The sequence below is a fragment of the Streptomyces sp. NPDC029216 genome, from assembly GCF_040648015.1.
Taxonomy (GTDB): Bacteria; Actinomycetota; Actinomycetes; order Streptomycetales; family Streptomycetaceae; genus Streptomyces.
Genome location: NZ_JBEZWL010000015.1, coordinates 67,664 through 87,044, shown reverse-complemented (window position 1 = coordinate 87,044; position 19,381 = coordinate 67,664). Strand labels below are relative to the sequence as shown.

The window sequence follows — 19,381 nt, the reverse complement described above, 5'->3', positions numbered from 1 at the left end:
CGCCGTACCCGGCGGTCGGCCGGAGAATGGGCGGTACAGCTCATCGCCGGCCGAACGCCGGGCAACCGCATGCGCTCCGGCCGGCCCTAGGAGGTCCAGCCATGAAGCGCACCCTGTATGTCTCTGCGGCCGTGTCCGTGGCCCTGGTGGCGGGAGGCCCGGTGGCGGCCGCGGCAGCGGCATCCGCCGACGCGGCGAGAACCGTTCCCGCCGCCACCGCCGCCCGTGCCGACGTCGACGCCCAGGGGGCCGCGGCGGCGGCCCTGAAGCACTACCCGGGCTACGTCGAGTCCCTCGACCAGGACGGTTCGGTCTGGCACGTGAACGTGATCGGCAAGGACGGCAAGGGCCATGCCGAGCTGGAGGTGAACGCCGCGAGCGGAGCCGTCACCCAGCGCAACCAGGACCACGACGAGGACAGCGGCGAGTACAAGGCGCTGATCGCCGCCAAGGTCACCGCCGACCAGGCCATGAAGGCGGCACTCGCCGCGCACCCGGGCCAGGTCCGTTCGCTCGACTGGGACGACGACGATGACAACGGCCACGCCCCGTACTGGCACGTCGAGATCAAGGCCACCGACGGCACCACCGCGAACGTCGACGTGAACGCCACGACGGCCCAGGTCACCCCGTCCCACTCGGACTCGAACGACAACGACGAAAACGACAACGACAACGACGGAAGCGACGGTTCCTGACCGCCGCCGGCTGTCGGGGCGCGGGGTCCGGGGCACGGCCCCGGAACACGGAGGAAGGGCGGGGCGGGGAGAGAGAACCCCCCGCCCCGCCCCCGAGGGCTCAGCCCTCGGTCAGGCTCTCCAGCAGCGCGTCGGCCGCCGCGTACGGGTCCAGCTCGCCGGCGGCGACCCGCCCGGCCAGGGCTCCCAGGTGCGCGTCCCCGTGTAGGTCGGCCAGCCGGCTCCGCAGCGCGGTGATCGCGATGGTCTCCACCTCGCGCGCGGCCCGCGCCGCACGGCGCTCGGCGAGCACCCCGCGCTCGTCCATCCACGCCCGGTGCTTCTCCAGCTGCTCGACCAGCTCGTCGATGCCCTGGGCCCGGGCCGCGACCGTCTTGACGATCGGCGGGCGCCAGTCGCCGGGACCCCGGGACTCGCCCAGGCCCAGCATGTGGTTCAGCTCCCGGGCGGTCGCGTCCGCGCCGTCCCGGTCGGCCTTGTTCACCACGTACACGTCGCCGATCTCCAGGATCCCGGCCTTGGCCGCCTGGATCCCGTCGCCCATCCCGGGCGCGAGCAGCACCACCGAGGTGTCGGCCTGCGAGGCGATCTCCACCTCCGACTGACCGACGCCGACCGTCTCGACCAGGACCACGTCGCAGCCCGCCGCGTCCAGCACCCGGATCGCCTGCGGCGCCGCCCACGCCAGCCCGCCCAGGTGCCCCCGGGTGGCCATGGAGCGGATGTAGACCCCCGGGTCGGAGGCGTGGTCCGACATGCGGACCCGGTCGCCGAGCAGGGCCCCGCCCGAGAAGGGCGAGGACGGGTCCACCGCGAGCACGCCGACCCGCTTGCCGGCCTTGCGGTACGCGCTGACCAGGGCCGAGGTCGAGGTCGACTTGCCGACCCCCGGGGAGCCGGTCAGCCCGACCACGTACGCGCCGCCCGTCAGCGGGGCCAGGGCGGCCATGACCTCGCGCAGGTGCGGGGACGCCCCCTCGACCAGCGAGATCAGCCGGGCCACCGCCCGCGGCCGGCCCTCGCGGGCCTGCGCCACCAGCGCGGGGACGTCCACCGTCGCCATAAGGGCAGCACCTACGCCTTCGGGACGCGGATCACGAGGGCGTCGCCCTGGCCACCGCCGCCGCACAGCGCGGCCGCACCGACACCGCCGCCGCGGCGCTTGAGCTCCAGCGCCAGGTGGAGCACCACGCGGGCGCCGGACATGCCGATCGGGTGGCCCAGGGCAATGGCGCCGCCGTTGACGTTCACCTTTTCCGGGGTCACGCCGAGGTCCTTCATTGACTGCACGGCGACCGCCGCGAAGGCCTCGTTGATCTCGATCAGGTCCAGGTCGGCGACCTCCAGGCCCTCCTTCTTCAGGGCGTGCAGGATCGCGTTCGAGGGCTGCGACTGGAGGGAGTTGTCCGGGCCGGCCACGTTGCCGTGGGCGCCGATCTCGGCGATCCAGTCCAGGCCCAGCTCCTCGGCCTTGGCCTTGCTCATCACGACCACGGCGGCGGCGCCGTCGGAGATCTGCGAGGAGGTGCCGGCGGTGATCGTGCCGTCCTTGGCGAACGCCGGGCGCAGCTTGCCCAGCGACTCCACCGTGGTCTCGGGGCGGATGCCCTCGTCGACGGAGAAGATCACCGGCTCGCCCTTGCGCTGCGGGATCTCCACCGGGGTGATCTCGGCCTCGAAGACGCCGTTCTTCTGCGCGGCGGCGGCCCGCTGGTGGGAGCCGGCGGCGAACTCGTCCTGCGGGGCGCGCTCGATGCCCAGGCGGGTGTTGTGCTTCTCGGTGGACTCGCCCATCGCGATGTTCTCGAAGGCGTCGGTCAGGCCGTCGTGGGCCATCGCGTCGAGCATCTCGATCGCGCCGTACTTGTAGCCCTCGCGGGACTTGGGCAGCAGGTGCGGGGCGTTGGTCATCGACTCCTGGCCGCCCGCGACCACGATGTCGAACTCGCCCGCGCGGATGAGCTGGTCGGCGAGGGCGATCGCGTCGAGGCCCGAGAGGCACACCTTGTTGATGGTGAGCGCGGGCACGTTCATCGGGATGCCGGCCTTGACGGCGGCCTGGCGGGCGGGGATCTGGCCCGCGCCGGCCTGGAGCACCTGGCCCATGATCACGTACTGGACCTGGTCGCCGGAGATGCCGGCCCGCTCCAGCGCGGACTTGATGGCGAAGCCGCCGAGGTCGGCGCCCGAGAAGGACTTCAGCGAGCCGAGCAGCCGCCCCATGGGCGTGCGGGCCCCGGCGACGATCACTGAGGTGGTGTTGTTCGTTCCGGACATGAGGGCGAATCCCCTTTCAGCGGGGAAGCTGAGGAGTGAACGAGGGTTTACCTGAATGTACTGAGCAGTACCCGCGCCGTCACCGGGCAGTCGGTGTGATCGCTGGCACGTTGCGTGACGACCCTCCTCGGCGGTGCACTGGACCCATGCTGACAAGAATCGACCACATCGGGATCGCCTGCTTCGACCTGGACAAGACCGTCGAGTTCTACCGTGCCACGTACGGCTTCGAGGTGTTCCACACCGAGGTCAACGAGGAGCAGGGCGTGCGCGAGGCCATGCTCAAGATCAACGAAACCTCCGACGGCGGAGCCTCCTACCTCCAGCTCCTGGAGCCCACCCGCGAGGACTCGGCGGTGGGCAAGTGGCTCGCCAAGAACGGCGAGGGCGTCCACCACATCGCCTTCGGCACAGCGGACGTCGACGGCGACGCCGAGGCCATCCGCGGCAAGGGCGTCCGGGTCCTCTACGACGAGCCCCGCACCGGCTCGATGGGCTCCCGGATCACCTTCCTGCACCCCAAGGACTGCCACGGAGTCCTCACCGAACTGGTCACCAGCAACCCTGAGCACTGATGCCCCCATTCCCCGGCCGGTAGAGTGGCCATGGCTCGGCCGGGGTTCGGTCGGAGACGGGGCGGGGCCCGATACCCCTGCCCCGGTTTCTGACACCATTTCCCCGGGGGCGTCGTTCAGCGGGCGAGCGATGCTCAATTGGGAGTGAGCTTGCGACCAGGGGACGGACGGGACCGCGCTGTGCTCGGCTACGAAAGCCAGGAGAGCCATCAGGCTGAAGCCGACCATCTCACGCGCCTCGAAGCCGAGATGGAGCGGCTGAGGAAGGAGCGCGGGAAGGCCGTCCAGCACGCCGAGGACCTGGGCTACCAGGTCGAGGTGCTGCGGGCCAAGCTGCACGAGGTGCGTCGCGCCCTCGCGTCCCGGCCCGCCTACGACGGCGCGGACATGGGATACCAGGCGGAGCAGCTGCTGCGCAATGCCCAGATCCAGGCCGACCAGATGCGCTCCGACGCCGAGCGCGAACTGCGCGACGCCCGGGCGCAGACCCAGCGCATCCTCCAGGAGCACGCCGAGCACCAGGCGCGCCTGCAGGCCGAGCTGCACGCCGAGGCCGTCAACCGCCGCCAGCGCCTGGACCAGGAGCTCAACGAGCGCCGCCAGACCGTCGAGGCGCACGTCAACGAGAACGTGGCCTGGGCCGAGCAGCTGCGCGCCCGCACCGAGTCCCAGGCCCGCCGGCTCATGGAGGAGTCCCGCGCCGAGGCCGAGCAGGCGCTGAACGCCGCCCGTGCCGAGGCCGCCCGGACCGCCGAGGAGGCCCGCCGCCGGCTCGCCGCCGACGCCGAGGCGGCCCGCGCCGAGGCCGAGTCCTCGCTGCTGCGCGCCCGCAAGGAGGCCGAACGGCTGCTGGCCGCCGCCTCCGCGCAGGCCCAGGAGGCCACCGAGCACGCCGAGCGGCTGCGCACCACCACCACCGCCGAGGCCGAGCAGACCCGGCAGCAGACGATGGACCTCGGCCGGGTCGCCGAGGCGCGGGTCCAGGAGGCCGACGGGGCGCTGCGCGCGGCCCGGGCGGAGGCCGAGGCCCTGCTCGCGGAGGCCAAGGAGAGCGCCGCCCGGCAGCTCGCCTCGGCCGAGTCCGTCAACGAGCAGCGCACCCGCACCGCGAAGGAGCAGGTGGCCCGGCTGGTCGGCGAGGCCACCAAGGAGGCCGAGGCCCTCAAGGCCGAGGCCGAGCACGCGCTGGCCGACGCCCGCGCGGAGGCGGAGCGGCTGCGCACCGAGGCCGGCGAGCAGGCCCGTACGGCCGCCGCCGAGGACATGGCGGCGCAGCTGGCCAAGGCGGCCCGTACGGCCGAGGACGTGCTGAACAAGGCCTCGGAGGACGCCCGGGCGACCACCCGCGCCGCCTCCGAGGAGGCCGAGCGGATCCGCCGTGAGGCGGAGGCCGAGGCGGAGCGGCTGCGCGCCCAGGCCGCGGCCACGGCCGACGAGCTCAAGGGCGCCGCGAAGGACGACACCGAGGAGTACCGGGCCCGCACCGTCGAACTCCAGGAGGAGGCGCGGCGGCTGCGCGGCGAGGCGGAGCAGCTGCGCGCCGAGGCCGTCGCCGAGGGCGAGCGGATCCGCGGCGAGGCCCGCCGCGAGGCGGTCGGGCAGATCGAGGAGGCGGCCAAGACCGCCGAGGAGCTCCTGGGCAAGGCGAAGGCGGACGCCGACGAGCTGCGTTCGGGCGCGACCGCCGAGAGCGAGCGGGTCCGCGCCGAGGCCGTGGAGCGGGCCACCACCCTGCGCCGGCAGGCCGAGGAGACCCTGGAGCGCACCCGCGCCGAGGCCGAGCGGCTGCGTGCCGAGGCCGAGGAGCAGGCCGGGGCGGTCGCCGCCGAGGCGGACGCGGCGGCCCGCGCGCGGCGCGAGGAGACCGAGCAGGCCCTGGCGGCCAAGCGGGCGGAGGCCGACGCGGAGCTGTCCCGGCTCCAGTCGGAGGCCGAGGCGCGCCTGGCGTCGGCCGAGCAGACCCTGCGCGAGTCCCGCCTCGCGGCGGAGAACATCCGCAAGGAGACCACCGAGGAGAGCGACCGGCTGCGCGCCGAGTCGGCGGAGCGGATCCGCACCCTCCAGGGCCAGGCGGAGGCGGAGGCCGAGCAGCTGCGCTCCGAGGCCGCGCAGGACGCCGGCCGGGTCCGCGCGGAGGCCGAGCTGGTCTCCGTACGGCTGCGCGCCGAGGCGGAGGCCGAGTCGGAGCGGGTGCGCACCGAGGCGCAGGAGACCGCGGACCGGCTGCGCGCCGAGGCGAAGGCGGCGGCCGAGCGGGTCGCCGCGGAGGCCGCGGAGGCGCTGGCCGCCGCCCAGGAGGAGGCCGCCCGGCGTCGCCGCGAGGCCGAGGAGACCCTGTCGGCGGCCCGTACGGACGCGGGCAACGAGCGGGCCCAGGCCCGCGAGCAGAGCGAGGAGCTACTGGCGCAGGCCCGCAAGCGCTCGGAGGAGGCGCAGGCCGAGGCGGCCCGTCTGACCGAGGAGGCGGAGGTCCGCGCGGCGGAGCTGGTCGCGGCGGCCGAGGCCACCGCCCAGCAGGTACGGGACTCCGTGGCCGGGCTGCACGAGCAGGCCGAGGAGGAGATCGCCGGGCTGCGCAGCGCCGCCGAGCACGCGGCGGAGCGCACCCGCGCCGAGGCGGAGCAGGAGGCGGACCGGGTCCGCGCCGACGCCCACGCCGAGCGCGAGCGGGCCGGCGAGGACGCGGCCCGCGTCCGCAGCGAGGCCAAGATCGAGACGGACGCGGCGAAGGCCCTGGCCGAGCGCACCGTCGGTGACGCCATCGCCGAGGCCGAGCAGCTGCGCGCCGACACGGCCGAGTACGCGCAGCGGGTGCGGACGGAGGCGACGGACGCCCTGGCGGCGTCCGAGCGCGACGCGGCGCGGACCCGGGCGGACGCCCGCGACGACGCCAACCGGATCCGGAACGAGGCGGCGGAGTCCCTGGAGGCCTCCCGCGCCGAGGGCGCCCGGATCACGGCCGAGGCGACGGCGGAGGCGGAGCGGCTGACGGAGGAGACCCGCGCGGCCAACGAGCTGACGGTCGCCGAGGCCACCGCGGAGGCCGAGCGCCTCACCGCGGAGGCCGAGCAGGCGGCCGAGGCCACCCGCGCCGAGGCGGCGTCCGTCCTGGACGAGGCCCGCGCCGAGGGCAACCGGCTGCGCAGCGAGGCGGCTGAGCAGGCGGACCGGCTCATCGCCGAGGCCGCCGCCGAGGCGGAGCGGCTGACGGAGGAGACCCGCGCGGCCAACGAGCTGACGGTCGGCGAGGCCACCGCGGAGGCCGAGCGCCTGACCGCGGAGGCCGAGCAGGCGGCGGAGGCCGCGCGCGCCGAGGCGGCGTCCGTCCTGGACGAGGCCCGGGCCGAGGCGAACCGGCTGCGCAGCGACGCCGCCGAACAGGCCGACCGCCTGGTCAGCGAGGCCGCCGCCGAGGCGGAGAAGCTGACGGCGCAGGCCGCGGCGACGCTGGCCGCGGCCGAGCGGGATTCGGCGAGGATCCTGGTCGAGTCCCGTGCGGAGGGCGACCGGCTCGTCGAGGAGACCCGCGCGGCCAACGAACTCACGGTCGGCGAGGCCTCGGCGGAGGCGGACCGGCTGCGTGCCGAGGCCGCGCGCACCCTGGACGAGGCGCGCACCGAGGGCGGCCGGATCATCGGCGAGGCCACCGCGGAGGCGGAGCGCGTCACGGTCGCGGCGAACGAGACCCTGGCGAGCGCCGAGCGCGAGGCGGAGCAGACCCTCGACGAGGCGCGCGCGGAGGGCAACCGGCTGCGCACGGAGGCCGCCGAGCAGGCGGACCGGCTCATCACGGAGGCGGTGTCCGAGGCGGAGAAGCTCACCGAGCAGACCCGCAAGGACAACGAGCGCACGATCGGCGACGCGGCCACGGAGGCCGAGAGGCTGCGCGCGGACGCGGCCGAGGCGCTGGCCTCGGCGCAGGAGCACGCGACTCGTACCCGTTCCGAGGCGGAGCGGGTCAAGGCGGAGGCGGCCACCGAGGCGGAGCGGACGCGTGCGGAGGCCCGCGAGGAGTCCGAGCGGGCGCTGGACGAGGCGCGCGAGGAGGCCAACAAGCGCCGCCGCGAGGCCGCGGAGCAGGTGGACCGGCTCATCACGGAGGCTGCGGCCGAGGCCGAGAAGCTGACCTCCGACGCGGGCCGGCAGGCGCTGGCCGCCACCACGGCGGCCGAGGAGCAGGCCGACGCGATGGTGGACGCGGCGCGCAAGGAGGCCGCGCGGATCACCTCGGAGGCGACCGTCGAGGGCAACTCCCTGGTGGAGAAGGCCCGTACGGACGCCGACGAGCTGCTGGTCGGGGCGCGTACGGACGCCGCCGCCATAAGGGAGCGGGCGGAGGAGCTGCGCTCGCGCGTCGAGTCCGAGGTCGAGGAGCTGCACGAGCGTGCCCGCCGGGAGTCGGCGGAGCAGATGAAGTCGGCCGGCGAACGCGTGGACAAGCTGGTCCGGGCGGCGACCGAGCAGAGCGCCGAGGCGGAGGCGAAGGCCAAGGAGCTGGTGTCGGACGCGAGCAGCGAGGCGAGCAAGGTCCGCATCGCCGCGGTGCGCAAGGCGGAGACGCTGCTCAAGGAGGCGGAGCAGAAGAAGGCGGAGCTGTCGCGGCAGGCCGAGAAGGTGCTCGCGGAGGCGCAGGCGGAGGCCGAGCGGCTCGTGGACGAGGGGCGGCGCGAGCTGGAGGTCCTGGTGCGCAGGCGCGAGGACATTCAGGCGGAGATCTCCCGTGTCCAGGACGTTCTTGAGGCGTTGGAATCATTCGAGGCACCTTCGGGTGGCGGAAAGCCCGCTTTGGGCGGCCAGGGCGCGGGGGGCGTGAAGGCCGGCGCATCAGCGGGGTCCACTCGTTCGGGCGGTAAGGCGTCGGAGGGGTAGTCGGAACGCAGGATGTGTGCTTCTGAGGGAGGTTCAGTCGAAGGAGTGACAATCATTCCGTCGCCTTGCCACTCAAAAGGGGTGTCATTGTCCAGGGCAAACGCGGATTGACTCGATGACACGCCGCCCGGGCGCCTAGGATTCCCCTTAACACCTCACGTAGCACCTCATCGGTCTCATTCGACAGGAACCCCATGAGCGACACTTCCTCCCCCTTCGGCTTCGAGCTCGTGCGGCGTGGTTACGACCGCGGTCAGGTGGACGACCGCATTACCAAGCTGGTCTCCGACCGCGACAGCGCCCTTGGACGTATCAACTCTCTGGAAAAGCGGATCGAGGAGCTGCACCTCGAAACGCAGAACGCCCAGGCCCAGGTGAGCGACGCGGAGCCGTCGTACGCCGGGCTCGGCGCCCGGGTCGAGAAGATCCTGCGGCTGGCCGAGGAGGAGGCGAAGGACCTGCGCGAGGAGGCCCGTCGCGCGGCCGAGCAGCACCGTGAGCTGGCCGAGTCCGCCGCGCAGCAGGTGCGCAACGACGCCGAGTCGTTCGCCGCGGACCGGAAGTCGAAGGCGGAGGACGAGGGCGTCCGCATCGTCGAGAAGGCGAAGGGCGACGCCGCCACCCTGCGCGCCGAGGCCCAGAAGGACGCCGCCTCCAAGCGCGAGGAAGCCGACGCCCTGTTCGAGGAGACCCGCGCCAAGGCCGCCCAGGCCGCCGCGGACTTCGAGACCAACCTGGCCAAGCGCCGCGAGCAGTCCGAGCGCGACCTGGCCTCGCGCCAGCAGAAGGCCGAGAAGCGCCTCGCCGAGATCGAGCACCGCGCCGAGCAGCTGCGCCTGGAGGCCGAGAAGCTGCGCACGGACGCCGAGCGCCGGGCCCGCCAGACCGTCGAGACCGCGCAGCGCCAGGCCGAGGACATCGTCGCCGACGCCAACGCCAAGGCCGACCGCATCCGCAGCGAGTCCGAGCGCGAACTGGCGGCGCTCACCAACCGCCGCGACTCCATCAACGCCCAGCTGACCAACGTCCGCGAGATGCTGGCGACCCTGACCGGCGCGGCCGTGGCCGCCGCCGGCTCCCCGATCGACGACGAGCCCGTGACCCGCGGCGTTCCGGCCCAGCAGAGCCGGTAGCAACTCCCTTGCGCCCGCGTGCGGATACACCCCCGTACGCACGCGGAGCTACTTCCCGGTAGTCGAAATCGGGCATACAGGGCCGTACATCACCTTTCGAGGTGGCGTACGGCCCTGCGGCGTTCTAGCGTGGCCGCATGATCGAGCTAGAGGGCCTCACCAAGCGATTCGGCGCGAAGACCGCCGTGGACCACCTCAGCTTCCAGGTCAGACCGGGGGCGGTCACCGGCTTCCTCGGCCCCAACGGGGCCGGGAAGTCGACGACCATGCGCATGATGCTGGACCTCGACCACCCGACCAGTGGCACGGTCCGGATCGACGGAAAGCACTACCGGGACCTCAAGGAACCGCTGAAGCACATCGGTGCGCTGCTGGACGCCAAAGCCATGCACGGCGGCCGCAGCGCCTACAACAACCTGCTCTGCCTCGCCCAGGCGAACCGGATCCCGAAGAGCCGGGTCGGCGAGGTGCTGGACCTGGTCGGCCTGACGCCGGTGGCGAAGAAGAAGTCGAAAGGATTTTCGCTCGGAATGGGCCAACGGCTGGGAATCGCCGCTGCCCTGCTGGGTGATCCGGAGATCCTCATGTTCGACGAACCCGTCAATGGTCTGGACCCCGAGGGAATTCTCTGGATCCGCAATCTGATGAAGGGTCTGGCGTCGGAGGGGAGAACGATCTTCGTCTCTTCCCATCTGATGAGTGAAATGGCGCTGACCGCAGACCATTTGGTGGTCATCGGTCAGGGAAAGCTCCTCGCCGACTTGTCGATGGCGGATTTCATCCACCAGAACTCGCGCAGTTACGTGCGCGTGCGTTCGCCGCAGCAGGAACGGCTCAGGGACGTCCTGCACCAGGCCGGCATCGACGCCATCGGCGTCCCCGCGACCGGCACCCTGGAAATCGACGGCATCGCGAGCGAGCAGCTCGGCGAACTCGCCGCCCAGCACCAGATCGTGCTGCACGAACTCAGCCCGCAACGGGCTTCACTGGAGGAAGCGTTCATGCGCATGACGGCGGACTCCGTCGAGTACCACGCCCACGCACCCCGAAAGGGCGGCGAGTGACCGTGGCCTCCTTCCCCGCCGTCCTCCGCTCCGAGTGGACGAAGATCCGCACGGTCGCCTCCACCACCTGGACCCTGGCCTCGGCCCTGGTCGTCACGGTCGGGATCGGCGCCGCGCTGTGCGCCGTCTTCGCCGCCGGCTTCAAGAACATGGCCAAGGAGCAGCAGCTCAGCTTCGACCCGACCTTCGCGAGCTTCACGGGCATGAGCCTCGGCCAGCTCGCCATGATCGTCTTCGGGGTGCTGGTCGTCGGCACCGAGTACAGCTCCGGCATGATCCGCACCTCGCTGGCCGCCGTGCCGGCCCGCGGGAGCTTCCTGCTGGGCAAGCTCACCGCGGCCACCGGGCTCGCCCTGGCCGTGGGCCTCGTCACCAGCTTCCTGTCCTTCTTCCTCGGGCAGGCGATCCTGGGCGAGCACGGCATCGGCATCGGCGGGGACGGCGTCCTGCGCGCGGTCATCGGCGCGGGCCTCTACATGGCGCTGATCGCCCTCTTCTCCATGGGCGTGGCCATGATGCTGCGCAGCTCGATGCTGGCGCTCGGCATCCTGATGCCGTTCTTCTTCCTGATCTCGACCATCCTCGGGGCCGTGGAGGCCACCCGGCAGGTCGCCCAGTACTTCCCCGACCAGGCCGGCACCCGGATCATGCAGGTCGTGCCCGGGGCCATGGACAGCGCCGAGGCCTCCTACGGCCCCTGGGGCGGTCTCGGGATCATGGTCCTGTGGGTGGCGGCGGCGGTGATCGGCGGCTACCTCGTCCTCGGGAAGCGGGACGCCTGACGGCGGCGCCTCCGTCTCAAGGCGGACGCCTCGCGTACTACGGGAAAACCCCGGGCCGGATCTCAGGGAGAGCTCAGGGATCCGGCCCCGGCGGGAACCGGCCGGGGCTCGATACCCTCTTAGGGCATAGGCGGGCGAGAGCCGTCCGGGGCCGACAAGGGGCAGCACGATGATCGAGGCAGTCGGCCTGACGAAGCGTTTCGGCACCAAAACCGCCGTCGACCAGCTGTCCTTCCAGGTCAAGCCCGGTCACGTGACCGGCTTCCTCGGGCCCAACGGCTCCGGCAAGTCGACCACCATGCGCATGATCCTCGGCCTGGACCGGCCCACCTCCGGTCATGTCACGATCAACGGCCTCCCCTTCCGGGAGCTCCCCAACGCCCAGCGGCACGTCGGCGCCCTGCTCGACGCCAAGGCCGTGCACGGCGGCCGCCGGGCCCGTACCCACCTGCTGGCCATCGCCCAGCTCTCCGGGATCCCCGAGAAGCGGGTGGACGAGGTCCTCGGCGTGGTCGGCCTGCAGGCCGCCGCCCGCCAGCGGACGAAGGGCTTCTCGCTCGGCATGGGCCAGCGGCTCGGCATCGCGGCCGCCCTCCTCGGCGACCCGCAGGTGCTGCTCTTCGACGAGCCGGTCAACGGCCTCGACCCCGAGGGCATCCTCTGGGTCCGCACCCTGATGCGCCGGCTCGCCGCCGAGGGCCGCACCGTCTTCGTCTCCTCGCACCTGATGAGCGAGATGGCGCTGACCGCGGACCACCTGATCGTGATCGGCCGGGGACGGCTACTGGCCGACATGAGCACGCAGGACTTCATCACACACAACTCGGCCGGATTCGCGCGGGTGCGCACCGCCGACGGGGACCCCCAGGGCCGCCGCACCCTGGGAACCGCCCTGACCAAGGCCGGCGGCCGGGTCCTCCAGGAACCCGACGGGGCGCTGCGGGTCACCGGGCTGGAGCTCCCGCGGATCAGCGACCTCGCGCACGGCGCCGGCGTACGGCTGTGGGAGCTGTCCCCGCACCGGGCCTCGCTGGAGGAGGCCTACATGCGGATGACGCAGACCTCGGTCGAGTACACCTCCACCGACGACCCCCGCGCCGAGCTGTGGGAACCCGAGCCGCTGACCGTCCCCGAGTGGGAGGACGAGGCCGGGGCGGCCGTCACGGCCGAGACGGCGGCGAGCTTCTTCGCTCCCCCGCCCCCCGGATCGCAGCGGCGGCCCTTCCTGATGCCGGACACCGCCGCCGACCTCGCCCCTTCCCCCCAGCACACCCCCGAGGACCCCCGATGACCACCACCCCCGCCGGGAAGCCGACGGCGAGCGCGACCGCGTCGAGCACGCCGAGCGCACCGGGGCCGGACGCATCCGGGCCGGGCACACCCGCCGCCTACACCTCCCCGCTGCCGACGCCGCGCCCTCACCTGGGGCACGCGCTGGCCTCGGAGTGGACCAAGCTGACCTCAGTGCGCTCCACCCTGTGGACGCTCGGCTCCCTCGTGTCCCTGGTCGTCGGCGTCGGCATGCTCGCCGTCCTCCAGACCGCGTCCCGCGACTACGAGAGCCTCCCCTACACCGCGCCGGCCCTCTTCGGGCTGATGGTCGGGCAGATCGCCGTGATCGTGCTCGGCGTGCTGACGATCACCTCCGAGTACGGCACGGGCCTGATCCGCACCACGTTCACCGCCGCGCCCGACCGGCTGCGGGTGCTCACCGCGAAGTACCTCGTCTTCGGCACGGTCGCCTTCGCCACCACCACCTGCTCGGTGGGCTTCGTCGGCCTCTGGGCGGCGATCCTGCACAACGGGCCCGCCGCCGGGCCGCACGGCCTCACCGAGTGGGCGGGCGCGCTGGCCGGCTGCTTCTACGTGACCCTGCTGGGCCTGCTCGCCCTCGCCGTCGGGGCGCTGGTACGGCACTCGGCGGGCGCCATCGCGGTGATGCTCGGCGTGGTCACCATGCCCCCGGTGCTCGGGGCGATACTGACGGTCTGGCCGGTCACCAACGGGCTCGCCCTGCTGGTGCTCCGCTACAACGCGCCCGTCGGGCTGTTCCAGCTCTTCGGGATGCAGGACAGCGGGGTCGGGGGTGCGTCGATGCCCAGCGACCTGGCCCAGGTGACGCTGCTCCTCCTGGTGACGGCCGGCGCGATCGCCGCCTCGTACGCCGTGGTCCGCCGCCGGGACGTCTGAGCGTCGCCGCTCAGTACCGCGGGGCGTTGCGGGACCGCTGCACCTTGGAGGTGCGGCGGTCCTTCGCGTTCCAGCAGGCCTTGTGCCAGTGCCGGCGGTCGTCCACGCCGCCGTACTCGGGCCAGGCCACCACGTGCGGGGTGCCCGAGGGGATCTCCTGGTCGCAGCCGGGGCAGCGGTAGCGCTTGCCCGCCGCACTGGCGCCCGCCACGTGCCGGACCTTCCACTCCTCGCCCAGATACTCCTCGGTCCGCTCCAGCCCGTAGCGGTCGTAGCCGGAGCCGGGCCGTTCGTCCGGGGTCTCTCCGCCCCTGGGGCGGTTGTGGCGCGGTGACACGTATACCTCACGAAGGCGCGGCGGGCAGTGACTTTCCCCCAGACTACGCGCAGCGAGCCGTGCTACCCGCAGGGTGTCCGGTGAAGGCCCTCCTCCGAACGGAACTGGCCCGACTATCTCAATAACTTTCCTGTCAGGCCGTGCCTTTGGCACGTGTCAGACGTTGTTGCCAGTGACGTTGATGCCATCAACGAGTCATGAGCCGGTCCACCTGGGGGAGGCCGCGCCAGCCGCGAGGAGGCCAAGGGCGATGCGCGTAGGAGCGTTTGTAGTGGCGGCCCAGTTCCCGGGCCAGGGACAGGGGGAGGCGCTGCACCGGGCGGTGCGGACCGCCGAGGTGGCCGAGGAGGCCGGGCTGGACTCGATCTGGATCGCCGAGCACCACTTCGTCCCGTACGGGGTCTGCCCGTCGGCGGTGACGCTGGCGGCGCTGCTGCTGGGGCGGACCCGGCGGCTGCGGGTGGGTACGGCGGTGAGCGTGCTGCCGAACACGCATCCGGTGTCCCTCGGGGAGCAGGCGGCCCTGCTCCACGTCACCTCCGGCGGGCGGTTCACCCTCGGGGTGGGGCGGGGCGGGCCGTGGGTGGACCTGGAGGTGTTCGGGGGCGGCCTGGAGGCGTACGAGTCCGGGTTCCCGGAGGACCTCGACCTGCTGCGGCGCTGGCTGGCCCAGCCCCGGGTGGGGGCGGCCGGCGGCCGGCACGGCTTCCGCGAGGTGGCCGTCGTACCGCGCCCGGACCAGGCTCTGGACGGCGACGGGACGGGGCCGGAAGTGATCGTCGCCTGCACCTCCCCCGCCTCGGTGCGGACGGCCGCGCGGCGCGGGCTGCCGATGCTGCTGGGGATGCACTGCGGGGACGAGGACAAGGCGGAGATGGTCGCGCTCTGGCGCGAGACCGCGCTGGCCGAGGGGCACGCACCGGAGGCCGTACGGGCGGCCGGGCACGTGTCGGCCGGGGTGTGCCAGCTGGCGGACCGTACGGCGGACGCCCGCGAGACCCTGCTGAAGGCGATGCCGGGCTGGCTCCGGCAGGGCCTGGACGCGCACGTGACGGTGGACGGCCGGCACCGCGCGATGCGCGACCCCCACGCCTACACGGAGCTGCTGTGCGACCTGCACCCCGTCGGCACGCCGGAGCTCGCGGCGGACCGGCTGGCGGCCACCTCGGAGCGTACGGGCATCACCCGCTTCGCCCTGCTGGCGGAGGGCTCCGGCGATCTCGCCGCGACGGAGGAGAACGTCCGGCGGCTCGGCGCGGAGGTCATGCCCCTGCTGGTGTGACCCGCCGTGTGACCTGTCGTGTGACCTGTCGTGGGGCCGGTCGCGGGGCCTGTCGTGGAGCCTGCCCAGCCTGGGCTGCCGCTCCGGTGTCCGTCGCACCTCGCGCGACACGGAGCGGCAGCGAGTACCGGTCCTGCTAGCAGTCGCGCAGTTCGGGCGACTGGTTGAGCAGCTGGCCGCGGATCGAGGTGAACTTGGCCAGCCGGTCGTCCACGGAGGGATCCAGCGGGAACACCGCCACGCGGTGGCAGTTCTGGAAGGCCAGGCGCACCCCGAAGTGCCGCTGCAGCGCACCCCGTATCGCGTCACTCGCGAGCGCGCGCAGCAGCTGGCCGCGCGCCTGCTCGTCCGGCGGCGGCGTCTGGTTGTCGGCGAACTCTCCGCCCTCAACCTCCAGCTGGGCCGTCAACGAGCTGATCATCTCCCATGCGTAGGGCAGGGAGGTCCGGACGCAGTCGACGAAGGCGGCTTCGTCGACCTCGCCTCGCTCGGCCTGTTCGAGTAGGGCCGGTGAGACGTCGAGCGACATGGGTTCTCCTCTCGTGACCCCGGCGTTCTGGATCGCCGGAGCCGTACGGGCAGGGAAGGAGGCCGCGACGCAGTGTGCACGCTCGGCAACCTCCCGCTCACCACGGTAGGCGCCCGCCGGGTGGCGCACCAGGAGAATGCGCATACAACGCGCCATCGGCGAACGGGGCTTTCAGGGGCGAATCGCGTGAAGGCCCGTCGGTCGAGTAGCGTTGCCGACCATGCGTCTCGTCATTGCCCGCTGCTCCGTCGACTACGCGGGCCGGCTCACCGCCCATCTGCCCTCGGCACCCCGTCTGATCCTCGTGAAGGCCGACGGCAGTGTCTCGATCCACGCGGACGACCGGGCGTACAAACCGCTCAACTGGATGTCGCCTCCGTGCACCCTCAAGGAGGGGAGCGGCGACGACGCGAACGTCTGGACCGTCGTCAACAAGGCGGGCGAGAAGCTCATCATCACCATGGAGGAGGTCCTCCACGACTCCTCCCACGAGCTGGGCACCGACCCGGGCCTCATCAAGGACGGCGTCGAGGCGCACCTCCAGGAGCTGCTCGCGGACCGCATCGAGACGCTGGGCGAGGGCTACTCCCTGATCCGGCGCGAGTACATGACGGCGATCGGCCCGGTGGACATCCTGTGCCGGGACGCGTCGGGCGCGACGGTGGCCGTGGAGATCAAGCGGCGCGGGGAGATCGACGGCGTCGAGCAGCTGACCCGGTACCTGGAGCTGCTGAACCGCGACCCGCACCTGGCGCCGGTGCGCGGTGTCTTCGCGGCACAGGAGATCAAGCCGCAGGCGCGGGTTCTGGCCAATGACCGGGGCATGGACTGCGTGGTCCTGGACTACGACGCCCTGCGCGGCATCGAGGACGACAAGCTGCGGCTGTTCTGACGTCCGGACGAAGCGGCCCCCCGAGCTCCGGCTCGGGGGGCCGCTTTCGCGTGTGCGCCGTCCGCCGGGCTGCTAGCCGGCCGTCGTCGAGGGGGCGGCGGAGCCACCCTCGACCGGGCCCGAGGCCGTCGTGGTGGCGGTGGCCGTCGGGGTGGGGGTCGGCGTGGGCGTGGGGGTCGGTGTCGGGGTGGGCGTGGGCGTCGGGGTGGGGGTCGGCGTGGGGGTGGGCGTCGGGGTCGGCGTGGGCTTCGGGCTCGCCGGGGGCTGGGGGGTGGCCGTGCCGGTCGGTGCCGGGTCGGCGGAGGCGGCCCCGCTGCGGCCCGGCTGCGGGGCGCCGGACTGCCCGGGCACGGCCGGCGGGGCCGGGTCGGACGCGGGGTCGCCGCCGCCGGTGCCGGGCACCTGGGGGACGTGCGGGGAGACCCGGGCCGAGGGGCTCGACGACACCGAGGGCGCCTGCGGGGTCTCCGTGCCGTCCGAGGCCAGCGCGAGGCCGATGACCGTGCCGAGCGCCGCCACCGTGAGCACCCCGGCCGCGCCCAGGAGCGCCGTCCGGCGCCGCTGCGCGGCGTCCCGGGCGGCGGGCGGGTACGGGCCGACGAGGCGCGGCGGGGCGGGCCTGGCGGGCGCGGACGGCGGGGGGAAGGCGTTCTCGAACACCGCCGAGAGGTTCGCCGGGGCCTGGGCGGGCGGCAGCTGGGCCCGGCTGATCACCGGGTTGACCGCGGTGACGGCCTCCGAGCCGGGTGCGGGTGCGGCCGCCCGCCCGAGCCGGGCGGCGGGGGCCGACGTCCCCGGAGCGGCGGCCGGGCGGGCGGCGGGGGCCGACGCGGGCTTGGTGGGCTTCCCGGTGGGTGCGGCGGCCGGCGGCTTCGCCAGGGGCGACGTCGACGCCGTGGGCCCGGCCGTCGTCGGCGGCTTCGCCAGAGGCGTCGTCGCAGCCGTGGGCCCGGCCGTCGCCGGCGGCTTCGCCAGAGGCGTCGTCGCAGCCGTGGGCCCGGCCGTCGCCGGCGGCTTCGCCAGAGGCGTCGTCGCGGCCGTCGCCGGAGGCTGCGGCAGGGCCGCCGTCGGGGCCGTCTCCGACACCGTCGCGCCCGGGCCCGGCGGGGCCTGGAGCCGGAGCGGCGGGGAGGCCGTCCCGCCGAGGGCCTCCCGGTCGGTGACCAGCGCCAGCGCCCGCCGGCCGGCGACCGTCCCGCGCTTGTCCGCGAGGGCGCCGCGCAGCCCGATCGAGGCCTCCAGCTCCGCCCGCGCCCGGTCCAGCCGGCCCTCGCACAGGGCCAGGACGCCGAGTTCGTGGTGGAAGTACGCCTGCTCGGCGACCTCCCCCGCCTTGCGGGCCGCCTCCGCCCCGGCGCGCAGCACCCGCTCCCACGCGTCCCAGTGCAGCGAGGCCGCGAAGGCCGGAGCGGCAGTCCGGGCCAGCAGCACGGCGGCCACCACATCGGCCCCGGCCAGCGCCGCGAGCACCGCGTCGGCCTCGGCCGCGACCCGCTCCGGGGTCACCGAGGCGTGCCCGGTCCACCAGGCGTAGTGCCGGGCGGCGGTACGGGCCTCCTCGGCGCCGGCGCCTCCGTAGCCGGCCTCCTCCAGCTGCCGGGCGACCCCCTCGGCGAGCCGGTAGCGCGGTCCGACGGGGGTGATCAGCCCGCAGCCGAGCAGCTCGGCGACGGCCGTGTCGGCGTGGGTGTCCCCGACCAGGGCGGGCAGGTGCGCGGGGTGCGGGAGTTCCCCGCCCAGCGCGCAGGCGATCCGCAGGGTGGCGCGGGCCGACTCGCTCACCCGGGAGGCCAGCAGCTCGGCGGGGGCCGCGGCCTGGGCGAGGGTGGGCAGCGGGACGGGGGCGGGGACGCGCGGGCGCTCGTCGAAGACCCCGGGCTCCTCGTCCTCGTCCCCGTCGGCGGTCCCGTTCAGCTCGTCGCGCCGGCGCAGCAGCGCGGCCGCCTGGACGAAGCGCAGCGGCAGCCCCTCGGAGGCGAACCGCAGGTCCCCCGCCCAGGCCGTCTCCGTCTCCGTCAGGGGCCGTCCGGTGAGCGTCTCCAGCAGCTGGGCGCAGCCGGTGCGGCCGAGGCCGCCGAGGAAGACCTCCTCCAGGTGGGAGTCGTCGGAGGGGGACTTGGCGTCGGGGGTGGCGGCGAGCAGCCAGGCGCACTCGGGGGTGGCGCGCAGCAGCTCGTCCAGGGCGGGGCCGCTCAGCTCCAGGTCGTCGAGGAGGACGACGGCGCCGATCTCGCGGACCCGCGCGAGGAGCGCCGTACGGTCGGGGCGCCGGCCGGAGGTGTCGTACACGGTGGCGTAGAGGGCGTGGAGGAGTTCGGCCGGCTGCTGCCGGCCGTGGCCGTTGAGCCGGACCACTCCGTCGGGTGCGAGGTCCGCGCAGGCCCGGGCGACCGCGTCGAGCAGGGTGGTGCGGCCGGATCCGGCGGGGCCGGTGAGGCGTACGGAGCGGCCGCGCCCGAGGAGACGTACGAGCCGCTCCTGCTCCTCGGCGCGCTCCAGGAGCGGCCGGGCGGGAAGGGGCTCGCCGGGCAGTGCGGGCGGGCGGGCGGCGGCGTCCTGGGCGGCGCGGGAGGCGGCGTCGCGCTTGTGGGGGCGGCGGCCGGCGTCCGGGCCGGTGCCGGGCCGGTGGGGTTCGATCTCGCTGCCGTCGACGGGGTTGACGGTGAGGGTGAACTCCCCGGCGGTCAGGGTCACGATCCGCGCGGGCGCGGCGGGCGCCCCGGCGGACGGAGCCCCGCCGGCCGGCGTGCCCG

The 19,381-nt window shown here is 74.0% G+C and carries 15 protein-coding genes; 10 read left to right on the top strand and 5 right to left on the bottom strand.

Translation table 11 applies throughout. From position 1 onward, the window contains the following. The first annotated feature begins 101 nt into the window (after positions 1-101). The gene (locus tag AB0F18_RS09030) at positions 102-698 is read left to right on the top strand and encodes a PepSY domain-containing protein (protein ID WP_362056512.1); all 597 of its coding nucleotides are present in this window, start codon (positions 102-104) and stop codon (positions 696-698) included. A 100-nt stretch (positions 699-798) separates the two neighbouring features. On the opposite strand, the gene meaB is transcribed toward AB0F18_RS09030, so the two are convergent. Next, the gene (gene meaB, locus AB0F18_RS09025) at positions 799-1,761 is read right to left on the bottom strand and encodes a methylmalonyl Co-A mutase-associated GTPase MeaB (RefSeq protein ID WP_362056510.1); all 963 of its coding nucleotides are present in this window, start codon (positions 1,759-1,761) and stop codon (positions 799-801) included. A gap of 11 nt (positions 1,762-1,772) precedes the next feature. After that, complete coding sequence (locus AB0F18_RS09020; RefSeq protein ID WP_362056508.1) at positions 1,773-2,975, bottom strand: acetyl-CoA C-acetyltransferase; 1,203 nt, start codon at positions 2,973-2,975, stop codon at positions 1,773-1,775. 146 nt (positions 2,976-3,121) lie between these two features. Here AB0F18_RS09020 and mce point away from each other — a divergent pair, with 146 nt between their 5' ends. From mce to AB0F18_RS08985, 7 genes are all read left to right on the top strand, one after another. After that, positions 3,122-3,550 (top strand): methylmalonyl-CoA epimerase, encoded by a 429-nt coding sequence (gene mce / locus AB0F18_RS09015; protein WP_125816337.1) that lies wholly within the window; start codon positions 3,122-3,124, stop codon positions 3,548-3,550. A gap of 180 nt (positions 3,551-3,730) precedes the next feature. Further along, positions 3,731-8,419 carry a polarized growth protein Scy gene (gene scy / locus AB0F18_RS09010; RefSeq protein ID WP_362056505.1) on the top strand — a complete coding sequence of 1,563 codons (4,689 nt, stop codon included), beginning with the start codon at positions 3,731-3,733 and terminating at the stop codon, positions 8,417-8,419. Positions 8,420-8,613: 194 nt separating this feature from the next. Continuing rightward, positions 8,614-9,552 carry a cellulose-binding protein gene (locus AB0F18_RS09005; protein ID WP_042811317.1) on the top strand — a complete coding sequence of 313 codons (939 nt, stop codon included), beginning with the start codon at positions 8,614-8,616 and terminating at the stop codon, positions 9,550-9,552. A 137-nt stretch (positions 9,553-9,689) separates the two neighbouring features. Beyond that, the gene (locus tag AB0F18_RS09000; protein ID WP_362056503.1) at positions 9,690-10,616 is read left to right on the top strand and encodes an ABC transporter ATP-binding protein; all 927 of its coding nucleotides are present in this window, start codon (positions 9,690-9,692) and stop codon (positions 10,614-10,616) included. Between the two features lie 2 nt (positions 10,617-10,618). Next, a complete protein-coding gene (locus tag AB0F18_RS08995; protein WP_362056539.1) occupies positions 10,619-11,398 on the top strand; it encodes an ABC transporter permease subunit in 780 nt (259 codons plus the stop codon). Positions 11,399-11,567: 169 nt separating this feature from the next. Beyond that, the gene (locus AB0F18_RS08990; protein WP_362056501.1) at positions 11,568-12,689 is read left to right on the top strand and encodes an ABC transporter ATP-binding protein; all 1,122 of its coding nucleotides are present in this window, start codon (positions 11,568-11,570) and stop codon (positions 12,687-12,689) included. Beyond that, the gene (locus AB0F18_RS08985; RefSeq protein WP_362056499.1) at positions 12,686-13,588 is read left to right on the top strand and encodes an ABC transporter permease; all 903 of its coding nucleotides are present in this window, start codon (positions 12,686-12,688) and stop codon (positions 13,586-13,588) included. Before AB0F18_RS08990 ends, AB0F18_RS08985 begins: the two co-directional genes overlap by 4 nt. Positions 13,589-13,598: 10 nt before the next feature. On the opposite strand, the gene AB0F18_RS08980 is transcribed toward AB0F18_RS08985, so the two are convergent. Continuing rightward, on the bottom strand, positions 13,599-13,925 hold the full coding sequence (locus AB0F18_RS08980; protein ID WP_079429803.1) for an ATP/GTP-binding protein: 327 nt from the start codon (positions 13,923-13,925) through the stop codon (positions 13,599-13,601). 250 nt (positions 13,926-14,175) lie between these two features. Between AB0F18_RS08980 and AB0F18_RS08975 the strand changes: the two genes are divergently transcribed. Further along, positions 14,176-15,207, top strand: coding sequence for an LLM class flavin-dependent oxidoreductase (locus AB0F18_RS08975; protein WP_362056497.1), 1,032 nt, complete (start codon positions 14,176-14,178; stop codon positions 15,205-15,207). Between the two features lie 136 nt (positions 15,208-15,343). On the opposite strand, the gene AB0F18_RS08970 is transcribed toward AB0F18_RS08975, so the two are convergent. Continuing rightward, positions 15,344-15,736: an SCO5389 family protein gene (locus tag AB0F18_RS08970; RefSeq protein WP_030235830.1), complete on the bottom strand. Its 393-nt coding sequence runs from the start codon at positions 15,734-15,736 to the stop codon at positions 15,344-15,346. Between the two features lie 220 nt (positions 15,737-15,956). Here AB0F18_RS08970 and nucS point away from each other — a divergent pair, with 220 nt between their 5' ends. Next, positions 15,957-16,628 carry an endonuclease NucS gene (gene nucS, locus AB0F18_RS08965; protein ID WP_344165307.1) on the top strand — a complete coding sequence of 224 codons (672 nt, stop codon included), beginning with the start codon at positions 15,957-15,959 and terminating at the stop codon, positions 16,626-16,628. A gap of 72 nt (positions 16,629-16,700) precedes the next feature. Here nucS and AB0F18_RS08960 read toward each other — a convergent pair whose 3' ends face one another. Next, entirely contained in the window at positions 16,701-19,322 is a 2,622-nt protein-coding gene (locus tag AB0F18_RS08960; protein ID WP_362056495.1) for an ATP-binding protein, read from the bottom strand. Positions 19,323-19,381 lie beyond the last annotated feature (59 nt).

Bases quoted from the DNA above. Each gene is read 5' to 3' on its own strand.
- AB0F18_RS09030 (WP_362056512.1), top strand. From the start codon at position 102: ATGAAGCGCACCCTGTATGTCTCTGCGGCCGTGTCCGTGGCCCTGGTG.
- meaB (WP_362056510.1), bottom strand. From the start codon at position 1,761: ATGGCGACGGTGGACGTCCCCGCGCTGGTGGCGCAGGCCCGCGAGGGC.
- AB0F18_RS09020 (WP_362056508.1), bottom strand. From the start codon at position 2,975: ATGTCCGGAACGAACAACACCACCTCAGTGATCGTCGCCGGGGCCCGC.
- mce (WP_125816337.1), top strand. From the start codon at position 3,122: ATGCTGACAAGAATCGACCACATCGGGATCGCCTGCTTCGACCTGGAC.
- AB0F18_RS09005 (WP_042811317.1), top strand. From the start codon at position 8,614: ATGAGCGACACTTCCTCCCCCTTCGGCTTCGAGCTCGTGCGGCGTGGT.
- AB0F18_RS09000 (WP_362056503.1), top strand. From the start codon at position 9,690: ATGATCGAGCTAGAGGGCCTCACCAAGCGATTCGGCGCGAAGACCGCC.
- AB0F18_RS08990 (WP_362056501.1), top strand. From the start codon at position 11,568: ATGATCGAGGCAGTCGGCCTGACGAAGCGTTTCGGCACCAAAACCGCC.
- AB0F18_RS08985 (WP_362056499.1), top strand. From the start codon at position 12,686: ATGACCACCACCCCCGCCGGGAAGCCGACGGCGAGCGCGACCGCGTCG.
- AB0F18_RS08975 (WP_362056497.1), top strand. From the start codon at position 14,176: ATGCGCGTAGGAGCGTTTGTAGTGGCGGCCCAGTTCCCGGGCCAGGGA.
- AB0F18_RS08970 (WP_030235830.1), bottom strand. From the start codon at position 15,736: ATGTCGCTCGACGTCTCACCGGCCCTACTCGAACAGGCCGAGCGAGGC.
- nucS (WP_344165307.1), top strand. From the start codon at position 15,957: ATGCGTCTCGTCATTGCCCGCTGCTCCGTCGACTACGCGGGCCGGCTC.